Source organism: Paenibacillus silvae (assembly GCF_014639235.1).
Lineage (GTDB): Bacteria > Bacillota > Bacilli > Paenibacillales > Paenibacillaceae > Paenibacillus > Paenibacillus silvae.
The window spans coordinates 815220-838593 of sequence record NZ_BMFU01000002.1 but is presented as its reverse complement, the minus strand read 5'-3'; the positions used below and the strand labels follow the sequence as shown (position 1 = coordinate 838593).

The 23374-nt window shown below is 46.4% G+C and carries 23 protein-coding genes and 1 pseudogene; 21 read left to right on the top strand and 3 right to left on the bottom strand.

Translation table 11 applies throughout. The features are described 5' to 3' along the window. Positions 1 to 124: 124 nt before the first annotated feature. From IEW26_RS09660 to IEW26_RS09625, 8 genes are all read left to right on the top strand, one after another. Complete coding sequence (locus tag IEW26_RS09660) at positions 125 to 478, top strand: MmcQ/YjbR family DNA-binding protein (RefSeq protein WP_188592214.1); 354 nt, start codon at positions 125 to 127, stop codon at positions 476 to 478. Positions 479 to 557: 79 nt separating this feature from the next. Further along, entirely contained in the window at positions 558 to 1448 is an 891-nt protein-coding gene (locus IEW26_RS09655) for an alpha/beta hydrolase (RefSeq protein WP_229729763.1), read from the top strand. Between the two features lie 270 nt (positions 1449 to 1718). Continuing rightward, a complete protein-coding gene (locus IEW26_RS09650; protein ID WP_188592213.1) occupies positions 1719 to 2894 on the top strand; it encodes a type III polyketide synthase in 1176 nt (391 codons plus the stop codon). Further along, positions 2881 to 3612, top strand: a complete 732-nt coding sequence (locus IEW26_RS09645) for an SAM-dependent methyltransferase (RefSeq protein ID WP_111271203.1) — start codon at positions 2881 to 2883, stop codon at positions 3610 to 3612. The genes IEW26_RS09650 and IEW26_RS09645 overlap by 14 nt, the downstream gene beginning before the upstream one ends. A gap of 1 nt (position 3613) precedes the next feature. Continuing rightward, positions 3614 to 4753, top strand: coding sequence for an NAD(P)/FAD-dependent oxidoreductase (locus IEW26_RS09640; RefSeq protein ID WP_188592212.1), 1140 nt, complete (start codon positions 3614 to 3616; stop codon positions 4751 to 4753). Positions 4754 to 4973: 220 nt separating this feature from the next. Continuing rightward, positions 4974 to 6164, top strand: a complete 1191-nt coding sequence (locus IEW26_RS09635; RefSeq protein ID WP_188592211.1) for an aminotransferase-like domain-containing protein — start codon at positions 4974 to 4976, stop codon at positions 6162 to 6164. Positions 6165 to 6291: 127 nt separating this feature from the next. Then, positions 6292 to 7203 carry a CPBP family intramembrane glutamic endopeptidase gene (locus IEW26_RS09630; RefSeq protein WP_188592210.1) on the top strand — a complete coding sequence of 304 codons (912 nt, stop codon included), beginning with the start codon at positions 6292 to 6294 and terminating at the stop codon, positions 7201 to 7203. Between the two features lie 17 nt (positions 7204 to 7220). Then, the gene (locus tag IEW26_RS09625) at positions 7221 to 7829 is read left to right on the top strand and encodes a TetR/AcrR family transcriptional regulator (RefSeq protein WP_188592209.1); all 609 of its coding nucleotides are present in this window, start codon (positions 7221 to 7223) and stop codon (positions 7827 to 7829) included. A 162-nt stretch (positions 7830 to 7991) separates the two neighbouring features. Here IEW26_RS09625 and IEW26_RS09620 read toward each other — a convergent pair whose 3' ends face one another. Next, positions 7992 to 8417, bottom strand: a complete 426-nt coding sequence (locus IEW26_RS09620) for a MaoC family dehydratase (protein WP_188592208.1) — start codon at positions 8415 to 8417, stop codon at positions 7992 to 7994. Between the two features lie 199 nt (positions 8418 to 8616). Here IEW26_RS09620 and IEW26_RS09615 point away from each other — a divergent pair, with 199 nt between their 5' ends. From IEW26_RS09615 to IEW26_RS09580, 8 genes are all read left to right on the top strand, one after another. After that, positions 8617 to 9495, top strand: coding sequence for an AraC family transcriptional regulator (locus IEW26_RS09615; protein ID WP_188592207.1), 879 nt, complete (start codon positions 8617 to 8619; stop codon positions 9493 to 9495). Between the two features lie 84 nt (positions 9496 to 9579). Beyond that, positions 9580 to 10857 carry an ABC transporter substrate-binding protein gene (locus IEW26_RS09610; RefSeq protein WP_188592206.1) on the top strand — a complete coding sequence of 426 codons (1278 nt, stop codon included), beginning with the start codon at positions 9580 to 9582 and terminating at the stop codon, positions 10855 to 10857. Between the two features lie 111 nt (positions 10858 to 10968). Then, entirely contained in the window at positions 10969 to 11859 is an 891-nt protein-coding gene (locus IEW26_RS09605) for a carbohydrate ABC transporter permease (RefSeq protein ID WP_111271208.1), read from the top strand. Positions 11860 to 11874: 15 nt separating this feature from the next. Further along, positions 11875 to 12756, top strand: a complete 882-nt coding sequence (locus IEW26_RS09600; protein WP_111271209.1) for a carbohydrate ABC transporter permease — start codon at positions 11875 to 11877, stop codon at positions 12754 to 12756. A gap of 160 nt (positions 12757 to 12916) precedes the next feature. Then, positions 12917 to 14449, top strand: a complete 1533-nt coding sequence (locus tag IEW26_RS09595) for a spore germination protein (protein WP_229729762.1) — start codon at positions 12917 to 12919, stop codon at positions 14447 to 14449. Positions 14450 to 14484: 35 nt separating this feature from the next. Then, the gene (locus IEW26_RS09590; RefSeq protein ID WP_188592205.1) at positions 14485 to 15600 is read left to right on the top strand and encodes a GerAB/ArcD/ProY family transporter; all 1116 of its coding nucleotides are present in this window, start codon (positions 14485 to 14487) and stop codon (positions 15598 to 15600) included. Beyond that, entirely contained in the window at positions 15572 to 16798 is a 1227-nt protein-coding gene (locus IEW26_RS09585) for a Ger(x)C family spore germination protein (protein WP_229729761.1), read from the top strand. Before IEW26_RS09590 ends, IEW26_RS09585 begins: the two co-directional genes overlap by 29 nt. A 48-nt stretch (positions 16799 to 16846) precedes the next feature. Next, the gene (locus IEW26_RS09580; protein ID WP_145402404.1) at positions 16847 to 17068 is read left to right on the top strand and encodes a hypothetical protein; all 222 of its coding nucleotides are present in this window, start codon (positions 16847 to 16849) and stop codon (positions 17066 to 17068) included. A gap of 89 nt (positions 17069 to 17157) precedes the next feature. On the opposite strand, the gene IEW26_RS09575 is transcribed toward IEW26_RS09580, so the two are convergent. Together IEW26_RS09575 and IEW26_RS09570 are read right to left on the bottom strand one after the other, a co-directional pair. Beyond that, positions 17158 to 18438, bottom strand: coding sequence for a stalk domain-containing protein (locus IEW26_RS09575; protein WP_188592204.1), 1281 nt, complete (start codon positions 18436 to 18438; stop codon positions 17158 to 17160). A gap of 213 nt (positions 18439 to 18651) precedes the next feature. Next, the gene (locus IEW26_RS09570; RefSeq protein WP_145402402.1) at positions 18652 to 19077 is read right to left on the bottom strand and encodes a hypothetical protein; all 426 of its coding nucleotides are present in this window, start codon (positions 19075 to 19077) and stop codon (positions 18652 to 18654) included. Positions 19078 to 19281: 204 nt separating this feature from the next. Here IEW26_RS09570 and IEW26_RS09565 point away from each other — a divergent pair, with 204 nt between their 5' ends. The 5 genes and pseudogenes from IEW26_RS09565 (at position 19282) to IEW26_RS09545 (ending at position 23297) form a co-directional block, all read left to right on the top strand. Beyond that, the gene (locus IEW26_RS09565; RefSeq protein ID WP_188592203.1) at positions 19282 to 19590 is read left to right on the top strand and encodes a hypothetical protein; all 309 of its coding nucleotides are present in this window, start codon (positions 19282 to 19284) and stop codon (positions 19588 to 19590) included. Between the two features lie 159 nt (positions 19591 to 19749). Beyond that, complete coding sequence (locus IEW26_RS09560; RefSeq protein WP_188592202.1) at positions 19750 to 20364, top strand: esterase/lipase family protein; 615 nt, start codon at positions 19750 to 19752, stop codon at positions 20362 to 20364. Positions 20365 to 20663: 299 nt separating this feature from the next. Further along, positions 20664 to 21032 (top strand): annotated as a pseudogene (locus tag IEW26_RS09555) (SDR family oxidoreductase); the annotation flags it as partial. A gap of 224 nt (positions 21033 to 21256) precedes the next feature. After that, on the top strand, positions 21257 to 21997 hold the full coding sequence (locus IEW26_RS09550) for a LytR/AlgR family response regulator transcription factor (protein ID WP_145402397.1): 741 nt from the start codon (positions 21257 to 21259) through the stop codon (positions 21995 to 21997). Position 21998: 1 nt separating this feature from the next. Then, entirely contained in the window at positions 21999 to 23297 is a 1299-nt protein-coding gene (locus tag IEW26_RS09545; protein WP_188592201.1) for an ATP-binding protein, read from the top strand. Positions 23298 to 23374: the final 77 nt, after the last annotated feature.

Genomic DNA, 23374 nt, shown 5'->3' with positions numbered 1-23374 from the left:
AACAAAGCATGCCTTCTTCGAATGTCGGAGAAGGTTTTTTGGTTCCGTGGCAAATGTCATTTACATGCAAACGTACATTCGGTAAAATAAAGTGTGGTAGATTGTGTCAAAAGGGGGGAAACCGTTGACAGAAACAATGATGAATTATTGTCTTGCCAAAAAAGGTGCCGTGAAGGGATATCCTTTCGGGCCTGATACGGCTGTAATTAAGGTAGCAGACAAAATGTTTGCTCTTTTGTTTGAGGGAAATGGAGAAGATAGCCGTATTAATCTGAAGTGTGATCCTATGATTGCGGAAAATCTGAGAGAACAGCATGAGGCGGTCAAACCCGGCTATCATATGAACAAAAAGCATTGGAATACAGTCATGCTGGATGATTCTTTACCGAACGAGGACATCTATGCCATGATTGATCATTCCTATAATCTCGTTGTACAGAAGCTGCCCAAGAGAGTTCAGGAGACGCTGAGCGAATAAAGGAGCGGAACCTGGGCCATAGAGCAGTAGCAGTTGAGGTATTTTATCGCATGAAACCAATACGAAGGAGTGCATGGGAATGGATCAGCAGCAGCAGATTGCAATGGTGCAGCATATGCGGGCGCAAAGCTCTGGAATGGGCCAAGCCTTACAGCCAAGTGTTACATATGACGTTATGGTCAAAGAGCACTTTATCACCACCTCCGCGGGAGAAACACGGGTACTGGTATATACACCAAACCGGAAGAAGGATTTGTCTTCAAACTTGCCTGTGTTTTTCAACATGCATGGCGGAGGGTTTGTGCTTGGACAAGCAGACGGAGATGATGCCTGGTGCCGTTTGATCGCAGATCGTGCAGAATGCTTAGTTGTAAATATAGATTATAAGCTGGCACCCGAGCATAAATTCCCTGTAGCTGTCTATGAGTGCTATGATGTGGTGAGATGGGTGCATGAGCATGCGGCGCAGTTCTCGGCTGATGCTTCTCTTCTCGCGATTGGTGGTCACAGTGCGGGAGGAAATCTGGCAGCAGCCGTATGTCTGCTGAATCGTGAACGTGGAGATGAGCTTCCAATTCTGCTGCAGATTATTGATTATGCTGTACTCGATGTAGCTGCAGACCCGGCGGAAAAGCCGGATTTTCCAGAAGCCATTCCTGCGGATATCGCCCGAACGTTTAATGCGATGTATCTGACTGAGCCGGAAGATGCGCACAACCCGCTGGCTTCTCCTGTACTGGCTGATTCATTTGAAGGTTTGCCCGAAGCGCTTATTATTACTGCGGAGAGAGATTCTCTCGCCCAGGAAGCGCGTACGTATGCTGCAAAGCTGGAATCAAGCGGTGTACATGTGACTCATAAGGAATACGAGGGCGCAGCGCATGGTTTCACACATCATGGCGATATTCAGATGGCTGAGGATGCATGGTATTTGATGAGCGATACGTTAAAGGCCGTTTTTGCGAGATAGGCTGTATTCATTGATGTGATAACTTGATGTGATAAAAGAACAGAATACACTAACACCTTCTACAGATCACAGTCCCATGTGTAAAGCGTGGTTATCCTGTATCCTGGAAGGTGTTTTTTTTATATGAACGTACAAATTCCTGAAGCGGGCTTCTGAGTGAGCACAAGGGTTAATAAAATATACAAATCCGGGCAAGCAGCCATCTACGATAAATCGTGCGTGACGTAATTTTGTATGGATCGATATTATTTTCCGAAACAGGAGGTTCATATGAATTCAAATTGGAAACACCTTCATGGTGATGCTGCCATTCTTGGCATGGGAACTGCTTTACCTGCTCATGTTGTAGATCAGACTGAAATTGCAGAGCTTATCGCTGCTTCAGTGCATGATCGCCCGGAGTTGGCACGATTTGCCAAGCGAATCTTCAGATCCTGCGGGGTAGAGACGCGATATACGGTGGAACCGAGTTATATCGGACCACTTGAGGAGTGCCGCTATTTACCTACTCTAGCTGCATCCGGTGAACCCAGTGACATCCCTACGACCAAAGAAAGAATGGACATCTTCCAGCGGGAGGCCCTGCCTTTGGCGCTCAAGGCGGCGGAGCAAGCGATGCTGGATGCAGGAGTATCAGCCGCAAGCATCACCCATTTGATTACGGTCAGCTGTACAGGTCAATATTTGCCGGGACTGGATGTGGACTTGATTCGAAGTCTGGGTCTCTCCGCCCGAGTGAATCGCCAGCCGTTGATTTTTCAGGGCTGTGCTGCCGGTTTAAAAGCAATTCAGATGGCTCGTGATGTTGTGCAGGGTACACCCGGCTCTCAAGTGCTGGTGGTCTGCGTGGAATTATGCTCTCTTCATTTCCAGCCGGTACAGGATCGGGAAGCTTTGTTCGCGGCATCTTTCTTTGGGGATGCAGCCTCCGCCTCTATTGTCGGCAGGCCAGAAGCACAGCATACAGACTATTTGAGTCTGGGCACTGGATATTCGGTACTGCTGCCCGACTCGATGCAAGACATGACCTGGAAGGTGGCAGATTACGGATATGACCTGCATCTGTCACCACGAATACCCAAGCTGCTTGGTTTACATCTGGAAGAGGAGCTGCGCCTGCTGCTGCAGCACGAACAACTCCCGGAGCTGTGGGCGATCCATCCGGGTGGACGCGGGATCGTAGACTCTGTCCAGGAAGTGATGAAGCTGAAGCAGGAGCAAACGAAGTACAGCCGCGATATTTTGAGAGATTACGGCAACCTGTCTTCGAATACGATCTTGTTTGTGCTTCAGGCGATGCGTATGGATATGAAAGTTCGTGAACAGTCTACAACGACAGGCGTGGCGATGGCTTTTGGTCCTGGACTCACAGCCGAATTAATGAAATTCACATATGTCCCGTCCTTGTCGTTAGCAGCGGAGGAGCAGAATCATGTCTTTTTTTAGAACGCTGCATAGTCGGGCCAAGGAAGAAGAGCTGATGGATGATTTCACAATGGGTGGAGAAGAGCTGCATGAAGCGCTTCGGCATCTAAGACGCCTGAATAAGCTGTTTGCTGCTTCTGGTCCGACAGTGTCCGGCGTAGCCAAGCTGTGGGAGTCCATCGGCAAGCCGGATAAGCTGACCCTAATGGATGTCGGTGCTGGTTCGGGAGATGTGAATCAGAGGCTGCTGAAATGGGCAAAGAAACAAGGCATTGATATGCACATTACATTAGTGGATATGACAGAGGAAGCGTGTCAGGAAGCCCGGCAGCTGTTTCAGAACGAACCGCGTGTTCGTGTACAGCGTGCTGATTTAACGACGTTGCCAGATGCTTCGGCGGATATTGTGACAGGCTCGCAATTTATTCATCATTTTGAAGGAGAGCAGCTCGTGAGCATGGTGGGCCATATGCTGAGGACTTCACGGTATGGTGTAGTAATCAACGATATTCATCGTCATACGGTGTCTTATAAGGCTGTGTGGATTACAACCCGGTTAATCTCGCGCAACCGTTATATCCGTCATGATGGGCCGCTTTCCGTAGCGAAGGGCTTTACCGGTCAGGACTGGCAGGAACTCAGGCAACGCTTGAATCACGAGACAATGACCTATGAATGGAAACCGTTATTTCGCTTTTCTGTTGTAATCCCACACAGCAGGAGCAGGGAGGGGCAATAACATGACAAGATCATCAGATGTCATCGTTATTGGAGCAGGCATTGCAGGAAGTGCCTGCTCCATCGAGCTTGCACGGCAAGGCCATCGGACGCTGCTGCTGGATCGGCAGCAGTTTCCCCGGCATAAAACGTGCGGCGAGTTTATGTCACCTGAAACAAGGGAGATGCTGGAGCACTTGGGTGTCGATTTGCTGGATTGCGAGAAGACAACTGGTCTTATGCATCATGCCAGCATTATACTGCCTGATGGCGGTGAGATTGAAGCGCCTTTGCCTGGTACAGCATATGGCATAAGCCGATATGTGCTGGATCAGCTTTTGCATAAACAGGCGCGGGATGCCGGGGCCGATATCATTACCAAAGCGAACATTATCGCCACCCGGCAGCTTGAAAATAAAGAGTATGAAGTTGAGGTCAAGCAAGGCGACGAATATATACGTTACCATGCGAAGGCTGTTATCGGGGCCCACGGCAGCAAAAAGCTGCGGGGGACAGAGAGCGGAGAAGGACTGCGGGATGAAACGATATATGTCGGTGTGAAGTCTCATTACAGGGGCATCCGCATTCCGGCGAGGGTAGAGCTCTATTTTTGCAATGGAGGTTATGTAGGGATATCTCCGATTGAAAATGACACCGTAAATGTAGCGGCGTTGCTTACACTGGATTCGGTGCAGGGGAGTGGCAAGTCCGTGCCTGAGATTATGCAGGCAGCGGCTCTTACCAATACCAGGCTTGCCGCCCGTTTATCCGAAGGCGGGGCGGTTCAGGGGACGCAGGTATCTGTTGCCCCGTTGCAGCTGTCCAATGTGCCCGAACCATGGTCCAGTTATCCGCATATTGGCGATGCAATGCTGGTGATTCCACCGCTATGCGGCGACGGCATGTCAATCGCTCTTCGTTCCGCTATTCTGTGCGCACGGTGGACGGATGCATATTTGAAAGACGAGTTACACTATGACGCCTGGCAAAGCGAGTATACACGGGAGGCTAACCGTGAATTTGCTCCACTGCTGCGCAGAGCGAGAACGATTCAACAGGTTGCATTTGCCAGAACCAATCGTTTCTATCCGGCTCTCGCTCGTATGTTCCCGGGGCTTGCGTCATATGTGGTGAGGGCCACGAGATTGTCAGGCATGAGATGAGAAGAGAAGAGCGTTTGGGCTAAAGCAGAAGAGGCTCTGAGATGAAATAATCAAGCTGCCGTGAGGCGGCTTTTTTGCTGTATTCATTGCAAGGCTGACAAAAAAAGCACTTAAACGAGTACATGACTGTTTAGCAAATTGAAAAATACTCGTATAATAGAGTCTGATGTATCATGGAGAGACAGAAGACAGATCAGATGCCGAGAGGATGTTAATGAAGATGAATTATACCTTTTCCAACCGGATTGCGTCATTGCAGCCGTCCATTATTCGTGAAATTTTGAAGGCCTCATCAGGTCAAAATGTCATTCCGTTCTCAGCGGGCAATCCTGCACCGGAAACATTTCCGATTGAAGCAATCCGCAGCTTCACCCAAGCGATTCTGGAGCAGGACCCGGTGACCGCGCTGCAATATGGCATTACCGAAGGTTATGTGCCGCTGCGCGAAGCACTTCAGCAGCATCTGGAGCGTAATTTCAACACAGGCAAGCCGTCCGACCAGCTCTTTATTGTGTCAGGTGCACAACAGGGAATTGAGCTTGCATGTAAAGTGCTGTGTAATGAAGGAGACACGATTATCTGTGAAAGTCCAAGCTTTATCGGCTCCTTGAACTCCTTCCGGGCTTCCGGTGCGAAGCTGGCAGGTGTGCCGATGGAGATGGACGGTATGGACATTGAGAAGCTGGAGCATGCGCTGCAAACGGAGCCGAATGTCAAAATGATCTATGTGATTCCAAGCTTTCAGAATCCAACAGGCGTAACGACCAGTCTGGAGAAACGCAAAGCGATCTATGAGCTGGCGAAGAAACATGGCGTGATGATTCTGGAGGATAATCCATATGGCGAGCTTCGATTCAGCGGTGAGGACGTGCCAACCATCAAGTCAATGGATGAAGAGGGAATTGTAATCTATGTAGGCTCCTTCTCCAAAATCCTGTCAGCGGGTCTGCGCGTTGGTTTTGTTCAAGCTCCGCATGAAGTGGTGGAGAAAATGGTTGTTGCCAAGCAGGGCGAGGATGTACATACAGCGATGCTTCCGCAGATACTTGCGCATCGCTTCATGACAGAATATGATTATGCCGGTCATATCCAGCTTATTCGCGAGGTCTATCGGAGAAAGGCAACCTTGATGATGGAGAAGCTGCAGGAGCATATGGGTGACGCCGTGACCTATACACGCCCCGATGGCGGACTGTTCCTGTGGTGTGATCTTCCTGCACATGTGCCGATGGTGGACTATGCCAAAACTGCGGCCGCACAAGGGGTGGCTGTTGTGCCTGGCAATGCGTTCCTGGTGAATGAGCAGGACCCATGCAATGCGATAAGACTCAATTTCTCGACACCATCTGACGAACAGATTGTCAAAGGTGTGGAGATTCTTGGACAAGTATTGCGAGGTTCGTTCTCGTAAAAACAAAAGCATGACAAAAGCCGCCCGCAGGCGGCTTTTGTCTGTTCAGCACATATGAGCAACGGCGATTTACCTGGAGACGGATGGGCCCAACGTCATTAAACCTTTGACAGAACAACTTCTGGCTATGTATATTGTATTTACCGACTATATAGTCTGTAAATACAATAAGAGATGGGTGTGTGTCATGGAAAGAAATTATGGACTGCAACCGCCGATACCCTTCAGCTTCAAATCTGTAGCAGGTTTTCTCCTTATTTTTATCATTTGGCAGGGCGGCACGTTATTATGGCTCAATCTACTTCATACTTTGATGCCGGTTACTCGCACAGGATTACCCAGTTTGATCACACTGTATTTGTCCTTTTCTTTCCTGATTTTCGGAGTTTATGTGGTCACCAGATTTTTCTTTAAGATTCCTTTTCGCGTATTTTTGTTTGAAGGTAAAAGACCTGATTTCCGGAAGCTTTCCGTGTATTTTGCATGGTATTTTGCGGCACTTATCCTCTATTTACTTGTCGATATCGCCGTGCATCCTCAAGCTTTTGCCCTTCATTTTGACCCGCTTCCGTGGTTAGGTGTACTCATGGTTACTGCTCCTTTGATTTTTTTTCAAAGTGCTGCTGAAGAGATTATGTTCAGAGGTTATATGTACCGTATGTTCAGATCATCAAGAGGCGGTGTATTCGGGTCCATCCTTGTCACTTCACTGATCTTTGCTCTGCTCCACGGGTTTAACCCCGAAATGCTGCGTTACGGCGTTTTTGGACCGCTGTATTATGTGCTGGCGGCATTCTTTTTGGGAATCATTGCGTACCGCACCAATGGTTTGGCCGCTCCCATCGGTATCCATTTTGCCACCAATATTTTTAATACCTCCATTTGGGGATATGAAACGTCGACATTGGAAAATATGGGGCTGCAAAATATAGTATACCGCCACACATTAGATATGCGATTTGCATTCTTCGGGATTTTTGCTATCGTTATCTCATATGGTGTTTTTCAATTTTTTCAGCAGAAAAGGAACCGTTCATAAGGTTCCAGGAGGAGCTTATGACCAGAAGACGATTGCCAGCAGAAGAAGCTAAAACGATGATTTTAAACCAGGCCAAGTTGTTATTTATTGAAAAAGGTTATGATCGAGCTACGATGGATGACTTATGCGCGTTGACACAGATGAGCAAAGGCAACTTATATCATCATTTTAAAAACAAAGAGGTGCTCTTTCTCCAGCTGCTTACCCGGCATACTGAACAAATGTCACAAAAATGGGTCCGTTTGATGCAGCAATCTTCCTCTCCTGGCGAACAGCTGCTTGAAATGGCTGATTTATTCGGAAGAGACTGTGAAAGCCCGTTAATTCGGGCACTCGATGAATATGCCAGAACTCTTTCCAGCGAATCCGAGTCATTGGCTACATTAAGAGAAATTACAGAAGCAGCTTATGCTGCGATTAGACAGGTACTGCAAGCGGGGGTCAAGCAAGGTGTTTTCATTAATGAAGACATCGAAACGTTGAGCTTTGCTGTTATGTCGACGTTGGCTGGAGCAACGCAGCTCTGTCTAACGATGCCTAATCGAAGCGGGGACGAATATGCAGCACTGCATGTCAATGCGGTCAAGCTGCTTTTGAAGGGAATTTCGAAAGAGGATTCCAAGTAAAAGATGAGAGGAGTCTGGGCAATTGTCCAGAGCTGCTTCCTTCGATGTCGGGATGGATGGAATCGTGATATACATTTTCAAAGAGTCGTCAACTTTCGTTGGTTTGTAAGTGTACAATACGTTTACAAATTTTTGATGAGCTGACGACTCTTTTGCCGCCTCTTAATTATCAACCAATGCACTCAGCTCTGCCCGAAATACGTTCTGACCTTTCTGGTTGTAGGTGCTCAGCAGTACGGTTACTGTACCGTTACCTGCTCGTCTGGGACGTAGTTCAATAACCTCGGCTATTACATGCAGCTCATCCCCCGGATATACAGGCTTGAGAAATTGAAGCTGATTCATGCCTGTCCCGGCAATGATATGCTCACCATAGATGCCTACATCAATCCACAGCCTGAACGATACATTCAGCGTCTGCATGCCCGAGGCAATCAGCCCGCCGAAACGTCCCTTTTTCGCTTTTTCCTCATCAAGATGCATATACTGCGGGTCGTACATCTCCGCAAAACGCATAATATCCTCTTTGCTCAGAGTAATCGCCGCCGTCTCGTAACGCTGTCCCACTTTAAATTCGCTAAATTTCATGTTTACCACTCCGATTTTTAGATGTTCACTGCTTATATTATCACGTCTGTATGACAAAGCCCTAACCAGAAAGCTTGATACTGTTGATTTGGATATGCAGCCCAATTTTAGTTAGAATAGGAGAGCAGGGTGAGTTCATTCAGGCATATGAATAGAAGCATAAGGCAGATGTGTGTGGAAAAATGAGGAGGCGAAGCATATGGGCGTACCTACTTTTCTGGAAACAGGTCACATGGCCGACGGGTTTCCCATTCGGTTAATTTATACAGGTGCACAATTCAATTATGCCGCACATTGGCATGATGAGGTAGAGCTTGTGGTCGTGAATGGTAAGAAGGCACGGATTGGCGTCAACGAGCAGATTCTGGAGCTGGACCAAGGAGATATGCTTCTGATCAAGCCCGGGGATGTACACTATTTTTTGCCGGGAACCGAACGGTTGACGATTCTGCTGTTTCGGCTTGAACTATTGACCGGAAGCTTTACAAGTGAAGTGGAGATGCAGGAGCTGGGGGCACTTTTTAATCAAACGACTTTAATTCAAGCCAGCAGTCAGGGCAATCCGGGACCGTATGTAGAAGCTATTGCTGCTGAGAAAAAAAATCAGAGACCCGGTTACCGCTGGCTCATGGTATCCCGGCTGTACGATCTGATCGTCTTGCTGCTCCGTACAGCCCCTCCGGCTGATGCAAATCATACAGCACCATGCTGGCCCTGCGGATTACCATCCAAAAAGTTCGAGTTTCTTGAAGCGGTCTGCGAATATCTGGAGGAGCATTACGCCGATCCGATCAAGCTGGAGCAGGTGGCAGAGCATATGAAGTTCAGCAAGTTCCATATCTGCAAGCTGTTCAAAGAGATCAAGGGCATTACGCTGATGGAATATTTGAATCATTTTCGCATTATCAAGTCCGAATGGGCACTATTGTTCCGTCAAGACTCCATTCTGGAGATTGCGATCAGTCACGGATTTAACAATGTGAACTCTTATAATCGTCTTTTTAAAAAATACAATAACTGCACACCTTCCGAATTCCGCAAGCGTCATCGGTCCAATATCGCAAAATATCAAGGATGATTGACAATATTTGTGGAGAAAGCTCTCGCTCAAATTCATATACTCAAGTAAATTGTAAGCGTTTCCTTTTTGGGGAGGGTACTTATGAAGAGATGGTTTAAGCGATGGGCTATGCCGGTTATGGTGCTTGCAGGCGCAGTCATGGTGTTTACAGGCTGCCAGACGGGAGCATCGAATCACATGAAGCAGCAGGAAATCACGGTCTGGAGTTTCACGGATGAGGCAGGCTATGCCATTGAGAAATTCGAAGAAAAGTACCCGGATATCAAGGTGAATTTTGTGAATATACCGGGTAACTTCTATCTTACCAAGCTCAAATCAGCACTTCAGACCAGCTCAAAGGCCCCGGACGTATTTATGATTGAGAACGGAAATATCAGGGAACTGATTGATGTGCCATATCTGGAAAATCTGTCACCCCCGCCGTATAATGCCGCCGAGCTGATCAAAGAGCAATATCCTTTTGTACAGGCCAACGAGAAGGATAGTGAAGGGAATGTCAGAGCGATTGGTTATCAGGGAACACCTGGAGGCATCTATTATCGCCGCGATCTGGCGAAGGAATATCTGGGGACGGATGACCCGGATAAGGTGAGTGCACAGATAGATTCGTGGGAGAAAATTTTTGCGATCGGAGAGAAGGTGCAGGAGCAGAGCGGCAACAAGGTGCATGCACTTGCCAACTGGAATGGTATCGCGAACTCATATGACGGCATTCCCTGGGTGAAGGACGGCAAGCTGGTTATTGATCCCACGTACCTGAAGGTGCTTGATCTGGTTCGTGAGGCGCGTGAGCGGCGTGTTCTTGCTGAATACGAGGATGGAAGTGCAGGTTATGCAGCATCTATGCAAAAAGGTGAAGTGATGTTTTATCCCGCTGCGACTTGGGGGCTGCAGTTTACATTCAAAGCGAATGCACCGGATACCGAAGGGTTATGGGGCTTGGCACACGGGCCATCCTCCTTCAGCTCAGGAGGGACTTATATTGCGATGTACAACAAGAGTGACAAGAAAGATGCCGCTTGGAAATTCATTGAGTTTTATAACTTTAATCATGAGTTTCTGAAAGGACTGGCGAAAGAGCAGGATTATTTTACGAGCAACATGGTGGTGAATGATGAGCTGGCAGAAACGCTAACCTCGGCTTACCTTGGCGGACAAAAGCATTTTGAATTTTTCTCGGAGGCAGCCAAGCAGGTCCCGGTGTACGAACGTACCAAATATGACGGCATCATCAATACGGATATCTATAGAAACCTGCTGCAGCTGTATCTGAACGGTGATATCCAGACGAAGGAGGACGTGGTGAAACGCATCAAACGTGATGTGCGCCTGCGATTCCCTGAGCTAGAGGTGGAGTAGGAGTAAGTTGAACCACGATGGCTACACGAGCACTCCGATGACAGAACCACCTATCAATCGCGAGATTCATGAGAGCAGTCATATCCAAGTTGATCATGGGGAGGACAGCACATGTTTGCCAAAACACTTCGCAAGGACCACTATGGCTATTATTTTATCGCTCCGTTTTTTATCATCTTTGCTATCTTTGGACTGTACCCGATTCTGTACTCGCTGTATATCAGCTTCACGAATTTTGACGGTATAACCACGCCGGAGTTCGTCGGGATCGGTAACTACGTTGCTGTGCTTCAAGACCCGCTTTTCTATAAAACGCTCTTCAACACACTTTTTATCTGGGGTGTCTCGGTCGTGCCGCAGCTGACAGTGTCACTTGTGCTGGCTTTTATTCTAAACGACAAGCTGCTGAAGGGACGGGATATTTTCCGGGCAGTCTATTTTTTCCCGAACATTGTTACAGCGGCTTCGCTTGGCTTGCTCGTCAGTCTCATTTTTGATTGGCAGTCGGGAGGACTGAATCATTTTCTCGTACAGACAGGGCTAATTCAAGACCCGATCAATTGGAAAAATGACCCCTGGTTTATGCGGCTGATTGTATCCTCCATCCTGTTCTTTCAATACTTCGGCTACTCGATGGTCATCTATCTGGCAGGTCTGCAAGGGATTGACCCCGCACTGCAGGAGGCGGCACAGATTGATGGTGCGAAGAAAAAACATATCTTCCTGCACATTATCGTGCCAATGCTCAGACCGATTATTTTGTTTCAGATCATTACGTCGATCATCGGAGGCATTCAGATTTTTGACCAGCCGTTTACACTGACCAATGGCAACGGTGGGCCGGATCGGGCTGCGATGACCAGTATTATGTATCTATATAATGTTGCGTTCCAGAGCACCCGATTTGGTTACGGAGCTGCAATCGCGTTCTGCCTGTTTATCATCATTATTTTGTTATCCGTTGCATCGTTTATCATGACCAAGCGGAAGAGCCGTTCATAGGGAGGGAGAGATTGTATGCAAACTGCTAAGGTTGCCGCGCAGCGAGAGGCCGTGCTTCAGCATCATGCTCTGCGCCAGCGGCTGACATTGGGGAAAATCCTCATTTATCTGTTTCTGATCGCCCTCGCTATATTGTGTGTGATTCCGTTCTACCTGATGCTGATCTATTCTACACATAACAATGCATCGATTGCATCCAGCTTTACGTTTCTGCCAGGCACATATCTGCTGGACAATTATGTGAATATGGCGTCCAAAATCAACATCTGGCGCGGCTTCGCCAATAGTTTTTTCATCGCTGGCAGCTCCACGGTATTATCGCTGTATATCGGCGCGTTGACCGCCTACGGATTTGCCAAGTTTAACTTTAAGGGCCGCACCGGTCTGTTCCTGTTTCTGCTCGCAACGATGATGGTTCCAGGCCAGCTGGCACTCATCGGTGTTTATCGGCTTTTCAGTACACTTGGCCTGCTTGACAGCTATGCGGCCATTATTTTACCTGCGGCAGCAAATGCGTTTAATGTCTTTTTTATCAAACAGTTTATGGAAAGCAGCATTCCTGACGAGATCATTGAGTCATCCCGGGTGGATGGCGCCAATGAATTCAGAACATTTAACCAGATTGTGCTGCCCATTCTTGGGCCAGCCATTTCGGCTCTCGGTATTTTCACGTTTATCGGATCATGGAACAATTTCCTAACCCCGCTCGTATTGTTTTTCTCGCTGGACAAATATCCGCTTCCGGTGCTGGTTGCCCTTGTACAGGGATATTACGGCATGGACTATGGATTGTTATATCTCGGGGTGGCGATTTCTATTTTGCCAATTATCGTGGTGTTCGCGGTATTCTCCAAGCAGATTATCGGGAGTGTTGCACTAGGTGCTGTTAAAGGATAGTTATTATCTCATCGGACACACAATCTAAAGCATTTACTTGAAAAAAGTCGCTCCCGAAGCGGCTTTTTTTGTCATGTTTGCTGCATATTTATGGTCACGGAAGCAAATGATATCTTTTACTGAGAATACTTGGACGATGCCGTAGAAAGGAGTGAAGCTGATGAAGGGCACAAACCAGACTTCGAAGTCAGAACAGCAACAAGAGTCGAAGCAAGGCTCTGATCAAGAGATGGAACAAGGCACGTCAGACCAAGAAAAATCAAACCAAGATGCTGATTCAAAGAGCAAGCCGAACGAGGCTGCATATCAGGACCTGCCTTTGACAGGCGTTCTAGTAAACGATGAAAATACACTGCGAGCTGTATTTACTGACTGTTCAGATGTCGTATTTCATTCCTTCGAAACGGCGGGCTTCGTCCCGGCACTCTGTGTATACTGTCTCGGTCTGTGCGATACGGAACGTCTGGAACGTCAGGTGTTAACACCTGTTCAGGAGATTGGAATTGAAGCAGCCCAGGTGCCTATGGCATCGGTCAAAACAGTAGAAACCCCTACACAGGCTGCTGAAGCGATCCTGGAAGGAGAAGCACTGCTTCTACTGGAGGGTTCTAATGTTGCAACGGTGTACCCACTTTACAAAGCAGCTAATCGTTCGACGGAAGAGCCGCTAGCGGAATCCACCGTGCGTGGTGCCAGAGACGGGTTTACGGAAGCCCTGGCAACCAATCTATCACTGGTCCGCAAACGACTGAAAACACCAGCGCTGAAATTTCGTACTCGCACGGTAGGTGAACGCTCCAATACAAGTGTTGCGCTGGCTTATGTGGAAGGTGCCATTGACTTCAAGCTGGTACAGGAAGTAGAAAAAAGGCTGGACAACCTTAGAGTTCGAGACATTCTGGAAAGTCAGTACATTGAGGAAGATATCATTGATCAGCGTCACTCTCCATTTCCACAGATGATTGCTACCGAAAGACCGGATGTGGTTGCCTCCAATCTGCTGGAAGGGCGGTTTGCCATTCTTGTTGATGGTACACCCTTTACTCTAATCGCACCTGTTACTTTGTTTTCCATGCTGCAATCTCCCGAAGATTATTATCAATATGCATTCATGAGTGTATTTCTACGATGGCTAAGATACACATTCTATGTGTTATCGTTATTGCTTCCATCTGCTTATGTGGCGATAACAACCTATCATCAGGAGATGATTCCAACAGTACTGCTGCTCAGTATCGCCAAAGCGAGAGAGGAGATTCCTTTTCCAGCTCTGGTGGAGGCACTAATTATGGAGATCGCCTTTGAAGCGCTGCGTGAGGCAGGGGTGCGTTTGCCCAAGCAGGTCGGTTCTGCTGTCAGCATTGTTGGCGCCTTGATTATCGGTCAGGCAGCCACCACAGCAGGTATTGTATCCGCACCGATGATCATTATTGTCGCCATTACGGGCATAGCGTCATTTATGATTCCTCGTTACGCCGCCAGCATTGCTACTCGTTTGCTGCGATTTCCGGTCATGCTTCTTGCAGGAACACTCGGACTAACAGGTGTTATGCTGGGCATTATCGTAATCGTTATACATCTCAGCAGCTTGCGCTCGTTTGGAACGCCTTATCTGTCGCCGATTGCACCTACAATGTCCAAAGAAGTGAAGGATGTGTGGTGGCGCCCATCACCTTGGAATAAAACACGTTAACGTATATAACACAGGAGTGGGAGGGAGGGGAAATCATGTTACCCGATCAAGGAAAAATATCTGTAACACAGCTGGCATTCATGATTTTCCCGGCCATCCTTGCGACAGCCATCCTGTCTGTACCAGGAATTACGATGCATTATGCCGGTCATGATATGTGGATGACACCTGCAATTGGGTCCTTATTCGGGATTGCTAGTATTGGTCTATCGCTTGGACTGCATCGGATGTACCCGGGAAAGACCCTTATTCAATCCAGTGTATCCATTGCCGGTCGTATCCCTGGAAAGCTGCTGGGATTAATCTACATACTCTATATGCCTCACCTCACGGGCACCATTGTCCGTGAATATGGCGAGTTTATTGCTAACAATGCCCTGCCGCGTACACCGATGTTTGTTATAGTGGGTACCATGATTATCGTTTGTGCAATCAATGTAAGACTTGGTATTGAAGTGGTGGGAAGAACAGCGCAAATTTTTGTTACGCTTGTGATCGTGCTTCTGGCATTGATTTTTGTACTGTTAATCGGTGAACTCAATCCTGCCCAGCTGTTCCCGTTTATGGAAAATGGACCGCTGCCTGTTCTGGAAGGAGCTATGGCGCCAGGAGCGTGGTTCAGTGAATATATCGTTATTGCTTTCCTAATGCCCTATGTCAATCAGAAAAAAAGAGCGACACATATTCTATTCGGTTCTCTGGTATTGACGACAGTTGCGATGACGGTCACCAATGTGTTTTGTCTGTTTTTGATCGGAGATTTAACGGATACATTTGTTTTCCCGGTCATGATTGCTGCAAGATACATTACAATTGCGGACTTTCTGCAGCATATTGAATCGCTGATTATTGCCATCTGGATTTTCGGTATTTTTGTCAAGATATCTGTGTTCCTGTATATCTCGGTTACTTCCACTGCGGAGTGGTTTGGCATGAGAAACTATAAACCACTGGTATGGCCACTTTCCCTCATGTCACTGGTATTTTCCTATTGGGTAGCGACCGGAGGCTCTGGTTTATCCAGCTTGATTACAGCATCTGCCAATCTGTATACCATCAGTGTGTTATTGGTGCTGCCTGGACTTACGTATGGTCTTGCATGGCTGAAGAAGGGGTGGTCGCATGCACGCAAGAAACAGGCGAGTCACTGATCAGATGATGAGAATTGTACGAACATGGCGCATGCTAATAACATTTATATCTTTGCTGTCCTGCGTAGTGTTAAGTGGCTGCTGGGATCGGATTGAAATTAACGATCTGGCAATTGTGCTGGCAACAGGTGTGGACTATGAGAATGACAAGGTTCATCTTACCGCTCAGATTTTCGTTCCGCGAAAAGCAGGTGGAGGAGATAGTACCGGGGGTGGCGGAAGTCCCAGTGGAGTAACGTTAATCCGAACAGCTGAGGGTCGAAACATCGCAGAAGCTCTGAATCGTTTGCAGCGTAAAGTTCCCCGAAATATGTTCTGGGGACACTGCGAAGTCATTGTGATTAACGAGGATGCGGGCAAGCATGGACTGCGTGAGTATATTGACTTTTTTCTGCGATACCCGCAGATCAGGGAGCATGCTTATGTTTTTTCCACGACAGAGTCTGCCAAAGGAATACTGGCTTTGCTTGATCCGTTGGAAAGAAGCTCAGCTGAATCTTTGCGTGAGATGGCTAATCTAAGGCTCGGTACTCGAACATCAGTGCTGGATTTGGCAAAATCCATTGAAGGACCCAGCGAATCGGTCATTTTGTCGCGCATGCTGACTCTGCCGCCGCCGGACGAGAAGGACAAACTCGCAACAACACCTTATATTAAAGGATTAAGTTTATACAAGAAAGATCGTTATGTTCGAACCATAACGGAACCGTTAACAGTTGGTGTGCTGCTGCTTGCCAAGGATCTTAACAACATTATTATGCCTGTGGAATTCCGATCCTCCAAAGGCTCTTTTTCTATCCAGCTGTTAGACATTAAAACAAAATTAAAGCCGAAAATCACCAATGGCCAGTGGCGAATGCTGGTTAATGTTGAAACCCAGGGAGAAGTGGTGCTGAACACAACGGATGGTGACCTGACAGACCCTACCGTTCTTAAAGAGCTGGAACAGGAGTGGGGAAAAAAACTGCAGGAACTGGCTCAGGCTGCACTGCATCTGTCACAGCAGGAGATGCGAGCAGACTTGTATCATTTTGCTGTTGAATTTCGCAGATTTTATCCGCAGCAATGGAAAAAGCAAGAGAAGAACTGGGAGAAGATTTATCCTGATCTCGATGTACAGATTAAGGTGAAAGCCAAGGTAGTGCGTTCAGGCAAGTCAACGGGTCCACAGGGGATTCCCGATGAGAACGAAAAATAAGCATAGATCCATTTAAGAAGTTCAGATACAGGAAAGGCAGGGAGTGTCATGGTCAAGCTTGGCTCGGTTCTTGGGTTGCTGCTGTTGGCAGCAACCATCATATATGTCGAATGGAAAAATAGTGAAGAGAACAAGGTCAGGTGGATTACAGGAGGGATTACAGCAATTAGCGCGGTTATTGGTATCCTGCTGCTCTTTGATCCAAGTTTGCCGGGACCGGGTGCAGTAGTCAAGCTGTTATTTGGTGGTGTGGACAAGGCGCTGAAATAAAAAAATACTACATGCAAAGGAGAATCACACGTTCGTATCGACATGTGATTCTCCGCTGTATTTACATATAATTGCGGGTTGAGGGTTAACTATTCTTTGACAACAGAGTCATGGATGGCATCTTCCATTCCTGAACCGTGCAAGCGGAATATACCTAGTCGCCAGAAGGCGGCTCCTTTAACATCGTAACGTTTGGCAAGTCCCAGCTTGTCGTTCACGGATGAAGATGTTTCACTGTTCAAATTAATACCGAGCAGCAACTTCTCTTTCGGTGCACCCGCCTGCAGCGCAAGCTGTATGGCTTGATCGACCAGACTGTTCGGTTCAGGCACTTGGGCCTTAGTCCCCACAGGATTGTATTGATACGCCATAATGATAAGGTCGTCCGCTATGGACGCAAGTGTTTTGTAGTCGTATCCTTTATAAGCACTATTAAGCGGAGGAAGGGCCAGAGAAATGCTGATGTTGGACGGAAGCACCTCTCTGAGCTGCTTTACATATTGATTAAGCAATTGCTGCTGCTGGGATGCATCCAGCTTGAAGCCAAGTCCCTCAAAATCAAGCACCACACCGCCAAAGCCATACTCCTGTACAGCTGCTTGAATGCCATCCATCGATTTTTGCCGTAGCGTGCTGTCACTCAGCATTTTCGTTAATTCTCCGTTTCCATCAAGCGCATAAACCATCAGGCTCGGCTGAATTTGCTGTTCAGTGGCACCAGCTACGATAGATTCAGGTGTGACTTCACCAGCAGCGGGCGGAATCTGATATTCTTTGCCTTCCAGTGTAAACTCACCATCCCGATCAATCCGGCTCCAGCCAAAAGCAACCGAATTCATAGAGGGTAACAGATCAATCTCGTGGTATGATTTTACGGCATAGAATGCTCTAAGGTGCATCTCTCGCTGAGGTGATACCATGGAAACCGTTCGTGTAGCCTGATTCCATCCAGTACGTACACCGAACTGGCTGCTGAACGAGCTGAGCGGAATGAGCACACGACCCTCACGCTGCACAGGGGCAGCAGCAAGCTGCACTTTGGTACCATTTACAGTGGCGGTCTTGCTTCCCACCTGAAGCACAACCTTCGTTGTTTTTCCTTTCGATGTGTTCACTGCAGTTACGGTCTGTGTCTTGCTGTTCCAGTTAATATCTATGCCAAGAGCTTCTCCGACTGTGCGGAATGGAACATAGGTTACCCCATGATCAATACGCGGCGCAGCATCGAACTTCAACGGTACTTGATCCAGTTGAACGGAAATGGCGGGAGCGGCAAGAAGTTTATCGGCATGGGTTGCGGGTATGCTGCCCATCATGGACAGAGTCAGCAAGGCTGTAACAGCGATTTTTCCAGTACGTTGCATCAACATGATTAATGGACCTCCAGGTGTGGTTGTTTTCGTATACTCCATGAATCCAATAAGAACACATATAATTGATCTGAAATCGACTCAGCATTATGTTCTACAAGTCTATTAATTAATTCTTGCAAGTTTATAGATCATAGGTACTAGCAATTCTATCATAACAAAATTTTCATATTGTTCCAATACGAGAGAGTATAGGGAGGTCATAACCCAAGCTTAATCTGATACGATAAATCCATCAAAATTTTCGGGACCTACCCGGATGGTACCAAGCAGATTGGTACTGATAAATGCAGTATAGGTTAGCTGTGGAGCAATAGGGGGATTATAGTCAGTGGTAGCAAACATGATAACCTCGGGCACAAGTAATCCATCCAGGCCATACGTGTGATTGGCGGAATAAATGAGAGGATCGGTTGCGGCAGTACCTCGTACAATCGTAATTCGGACTTGAAAAAGAGCGCGTGGAAGCTCGACTGTTATCGTGCCTTTCAGAGAAACTCTCGGATTGGAGCCTGAGCCTGCAGTCAATAACCCGATCTGTGCAAATAACGTAGGTGTATTAATGACTGGAATAGGAGTGGCAATGGAGTTAAAAGTATCTGCATTCACTGACATTCTCTCATCAAGAAACTTGGTCATGTAATATTCCTCCTTATCAATGAGATAGAATACTATATTCAATGTGAGCAAGTTCGCATGGACGAGCGCTCATGATGATCTAATTGAGGTTGCATATCAACAATCTTGACGTGTACTTTGACATAGCCAGGATGAAATGAGAAAATACGTTGTTATGATTTGAAATTGAAAACACAAATTAAATGAAGTTGGGGGCATAACAAAATGAATCAGCGCTTTAAAATAACCAGATCGTTGCAGGAAAACAATGCGGAACAACAAATCTCTCTGGAAGAATGCAAAGCTTATTTTGCCTCCAAGCGGGAATTTACTTATTCCACAGTACTGAATATCGTTAGAGCGGAGAGTACGATGACCATTGAAGGGGATTTCTTTATGTGGGAGCATGAAGGACAACAGTATCCGTTCCGATTATATATGGGGGAGTTATACGTTACTATTTCGAATGAGTCAATCGTTCCGGTGATGATGGAAGTAGCGTCCCATCTGCATGCAGATATCGTGGAGGGGTAGTCAGGCAGTATAATGAGTCAAGTAAGTTAAAAACCTTAGCGCTGCTTCGACAAAAGTATTAGAAGTAAACATCGTGCTCAATTGGTGAAATGAGACTAAAGTTCCATTTTATTTCCAATTTTAAAATTGTAAAATATGGATATCTCATTTCACAGGAGGATGATCTTTTTGAGAAAGTTAAAGCTGCTGCTAATGGTTTGTATGAGCATGGTCTTTATTTTTACTTTGCCTGGCATGGGACAGAGTTTGAAGGCTTCTGCTGCAACTGAACGCACGCCAATCGTTTTTGTCCACGGTTTAACCGGGTCAGACAGCAATTTTGCTTTAATTGAGAGATATCTGCGGGGAGAGGGATGGTCAAGTGATGAATTATTTGCCATTGATCTCCCGAGCAAAGCTGGGAATCAACTGTTAAATTCTGCGGCAATCAGTCGATTTGTGGATGATGTGCTTCGCCAAACGGGGCATTCCAAAGTCCATATCGTTGCTCATAGTATGGGCGGAGCCAACAGCCTGTATTACATATTAAACCGTGGTGGCATAGATAAAGTGGATAAACTGATTACGCTGGGCGGGGCGAATCGACTGACAACAAGCAGAGCACCAGACGGCATTAGAGTGACCTCGATCTATTCAACGAGTGATACCATTGTATCGCCTGCCTTGTCCAGGCTGGACGGCGCGAACAATGTTTCGGTTAATCTGGTGACTCATATCGGGTTGCTCTATAACTCAAGGGTCAATGCATTAATCAAGGCCGCACTTATCGAATAGTCGTATATAGACACGATTGACCACTGTTGGTCAGTCGTGTTTTGCTATATAGAGGGTAAGATAGAAGCTGAATTCCCTGACAGATAACAAAGGAGTTTATAACCATGAAGGCTGCTTTTTCACCCGGGATCAAAATACATCCCGGCTTCTGGGATAGTTTAAATCAACTTGGCATTACAATGCACGATATCGCGGAAGAGGCCAATGTGATTCCTTCCTCTATCCATGAATCCGAGGTCACTCAGGAACAATATTTCTCCATATGGCAGGCTTACTCCAGCCTTGTTGGAGATACGGCAGAAGCAATGATGCCGTCGGGTCAGATGCCGCAGTACTGCATGACCAAGAGCATGCTGTTGTCTCTGTCCAAAACGCTGTCCAAGCTCACAGCCGGAACAGAAGTAACCGTGAATACGATCCTTCCGGGTCCAACCCTTTCGGAGAATGTTCAGAGCATCATCGAAAGCATCTATGTAGATGAATTGCTTGATTTCGAGGCCAAAGAAATTCACTTTATGAAAAAAAATCTGCCTCAATCCGAGCTGCAGCGATTCATCAGGCCGGCTGAAATCGGAAAATTGGTTGCCTTTGTATGCAGCCCATTCGCTTCAAGCTTCAGAGGATCACCCATCCGCATGGATGGCGGTATGGTTCCAACCCTTTTTTAAGCCTGTAATTGAAAGAGATATACAATCAGGACGAGGCAGTGTAAACCACTGCATTGTCCTTTTTCCTGTGTTCTGGGTTATGGCTCAGCAGAGCCCAACCCTGCAATTTTTGCTGCTCAGGGTCTGCTGTATGCACTTCGTCCTTATTTCTGTTACTGCGGAAGGCAACATAGTATATTAATAGAATGACTGAATGGATCTGCATTAACGAAAGGCGGGATTAAATGTACCATATAGCCATATGTGATGATGATGTACAGCAGAGGCAAATTGTAAAAAACATGCTGGCCAAAATCTCCCTCAAAACGGATATGGAGTTTCATACCATGATGTTCAGCTCGGGAGAAGAGCTCATCACATATTATAAGGACCATGGGGATACGTTTCATCTGCTTATTCTTGATGTTGAGATGGGCGGGATGAATGGTATACAGACAGCAAATGAAATCAGGAAAATGAGGATCATGGATGTGCAGATCATGTTTCTGACCAGTTATCCCGAGTATATGGTTCAAAGTTTCGATGTCATGACGTTTCAATATTTGATCAAGCCCATTCAGGAGAGCGTACTGGAAGAGAAGCTGGTCAAACTTCATCAGTATTTTCAAGCTATGGATAAAAAGTACGTTGTGATTAAATCGGATTACGATGATTTGATGCTGAAATATGAAGATATTTTATGGATTGAGGTCATCAAAAGCCTCACGGTTAAAAACAAGCTAAAGGTGATCACTAGTAATCACGCCTATGAAACAAAAGGTATTTTATCGACTTATGCTGCCACGCTGAAAGAGCATGGTTTTATGCAGATTCATCGCTCCATTCTTATCAATCTGATGCATGTTCACAAGTTTACGGGGTCACAAGTAACAATGCTGGATGGAACCTCATTGCCCATAGGCCGTTCCAAAATCAAAGAAGTCAAGGATACGTATACCAAATATATGATCATGAGGGCTCAGTAAGATGAATATCCTGCATCTGGTACCCGTCATTTTTATGACCCTGCTCATGACCTTTCAAGCGAATTATTATTTTGATTCTGTGCTGGGCAAGACCAGACGCAAATCTCGCAGAACAATCTATTTAATTGTCTTTGTCCTGTTAAATTTCTTGTATCTGGCTATACGGTTACCTTCTGTTCTTTCGACTGCACTTGCTTTGATCTTTATTTTTACTTTGGCACATTCCTACCGGGTAGAATTGAAGCTGAAGATTATGTTTACGGTAATGTATGCAGCATTACTAACAATTGTAAATATCATTTCAGTTTATGTTGTAAGTGTGATTGACGGCATCGACTACCTTAAAGAGGCTGTCTATGGCCCGGAAGCTATATGGCTGTTCTCCAAAGTTCTACTGTTAGGATGCAGTATCATGTTTGTTGTAATTCCCATCGTTCATCTCATTGCCAAACGCAGGAGCTTTGGTGTGCATTATCGGTCTTATCTTTTATTTTTGATCGTCACTGTGATTACGGTGTACCAGATTAATGTCATTTCAATATATAGCGAAAAAAATATCTATTATATTTTTTCGGTCCTGGGTTCCCTTTTTCTCAACGTGTTCATTGTGTATGTGTTCGATAATGTCGTAGAGAGAGCGCAGCTTGCTCATGAGAATGAACAATTGCAGCGGCAGATGGATTATCAGGATGCCAATTATGAGAAGACCGTACACAGTTTCAAGAGCATTAAAAGTATTATCCACGATATCAATCAACAGTTTTTATATATCGAAGAATGTGTGAAACGCAATGAGTTAACAGCAGCAACTGAGCATATGCATGTAACCTTGAATGCGATCGAACATGCTTACCAACGAGTGAATAGCGGTAATCTGGTCATCGATGCTCTGGTTACAAATACGCTGGCGGTTGGGCAGGCAAACGGAATTCGGGTTGATACGCGCATACAGCTGCATTCCCAGCATGTAGGCATTGAACGATACGACTTGTGTGTGGTGCTTGGCAACATTCTGGATAATGCTGTTGAAGCATCCAAAAAAGTACGGATTGCCGAAGATCGCTATATGTTAGTGTCCATTCATTCTACAGCTACTGCACTGGTAATCCAGATTATGAATCATACGTCTCAACCGCAAGCTAATCTGAAAAGTGACAAAACGGATTCAGAATTTCATGGTTTTGGCCTGACCAATATATCCAGAATATGCAGCAAATATGGAGGGCACATGACCATTGAGCAAGGGCAGCGATCGTTTAACAACATGGTTGTTCTTCCTTACAACACAAACAACGTCTGAACTGTCGTTCAGGGGTTGTTTTTTTCCATTCGGGGTTCTTTTCCGCAGGCAACGCCTTGGCCGGGTATGATGAATCC

Coding starts and splice junctions, on each gene's coding strand:
- IEW26_RS09655 (WP_229729763.1), top strand. CDS start 558: ATGGATCAGCAGCAGCAGATTGCAATGGTGCAGCATATGCGGGCGCAA.
- IEW26_RS09650 (WP_188592213.1), top strand. CDS start 1,719: ATGAATTCAAATTGGAAACACCTTCATGGTGATGCTGCCATTCTTGGC.
- IEW26_RS09645 (WP_111271203.1), top strand. CDS start 2,881: ATGTCTTTTTTTAGAACGCTGCATAGTCGGGCCAAGGAAGAAGAGCTG.
- IEW26_RS09640 (WP_188592212.1), top strand. CDS start 3,614: ATGACAAGATCATCAGATGTCATCGTTATTGGAGCAGGCATTGCAGGA.
- IEW26_RS09635 (WP_188592211.1), top strand. CDS start 4,974: ATGAATTATACCTTTTCCAACCGGATTGCGTCATTGCAGCCGTCCATT.
- IEW26_RS09630 (WP_188592210.1), top strand. CDS start 6,292: ATGTATATTGTATTTACCGACTATATAGTCTGTAAATACAATAAGAGA.
- IEW26_RS09625 (WP_188592209.1), top strand. CDS start 7,221: ATGACCAGAAGACGATTGCCAGCAGAAGAAGCTAAAACGATGATTTTA.
- IEW26_RS09620 (WP_188592208.1), bottom strand. CDS start 8,417: ATGAAATTTAGCGAATTTAAAGTGGGACAGCGTTACGAGACGGCGGCG.
- IEW26_RS09615 (WP_188592207.1), top strand. CDS start 8,617: ATGGGCGTACCTACTTTTCTGGAAACAGGTCACATGGCCGACGGGTTT.
- IEW26_RS09610 (WP_188592206.1), top strand. CDS start 9,580: ATGAAGAGATGGTTTAAGCGATGGGCTATGCCGGTTATGGTGCTTGCA.
- IEW26_RS09605 (WP_111271208.1), top strand. CDS start 10,969: ATGTTTGCCAAAACACTTCGCAAGGACCACTATGGCTATTATTTTATC.
- IEW26_RS09600 (WP_111271209.1), top strand. CDS start 11,875: ATGCAAACTGCTAAGGTTGCCGCGCAGCGAGAGGCCGTGCTTCAGCAT.
- IEW26_RS09595 (WP_229729762.1), top strand. CDS start 12,917: ATGAAGGGCACAAACCAGACTTCGAAGTCAGAACAGCAACAAGAGTCG.
- IEW26_RS09590 (WP_188592205.1), top strand. CDS start 14,485: ATGTTACCCGATCAAGGAAAAATATCTGTAACACAGCTGGCATTCATG.
- IEW26_RS09585 (WP_229729761.1), top strand. CDS start 15,572: ATGCACGCAAGAAACAGGCGAGTCACTGATCAGATGATGAGAATTGTA.
- IEW26_RS09580 (WP_145402404.1), top strand. CDS start 16,847: ATGGTCAAGCTTGGCTCGGTTCTTGGGTTGCTGCTGTTGGCAGCAACC.
- IEW26_RS09575 (WP_188592204.1), bottom strand. CDS start 18,438: ATGTTGATGCAACGTACTGGAAAAATCGCTGTTACAGCCTTGCTGACT.
- IEW26_RS09570 (WP_145402402.1), bottom strand. CDS start 19,077: ATGACCAAGTTTCTTGATGAGAGAATGTCAGTGAATGCAGATACTTTT.
- IEW26_RS09565 (WP_188592203.1), top strand. CDS start 19,282: ATGAATCAGCGCTTTAAAATAACCAGATCGTTGCAGGAAAACAATGCG.
- IEW26_RS09560 (WP_188592202.1), top strand. CDS start 19,750: ATGATCTTTTTGAGAAAGTTAAAGCTGCTGCTAATGGTTTGTATGAGC.
- IEW26_RS09550 (WP_145402397.1), top strand. CDS start 21,257: ATGTACCATATAGCCATATGTGATGATGATGTACAGCAGAGGCAAATT.
- IEW26_RS09545 (WP_188592201.1), top strand. CDS start 21,999: ATGAATATCCTGCATCTGGTACCCGTCATTTTTATGACCCTGCTCATG.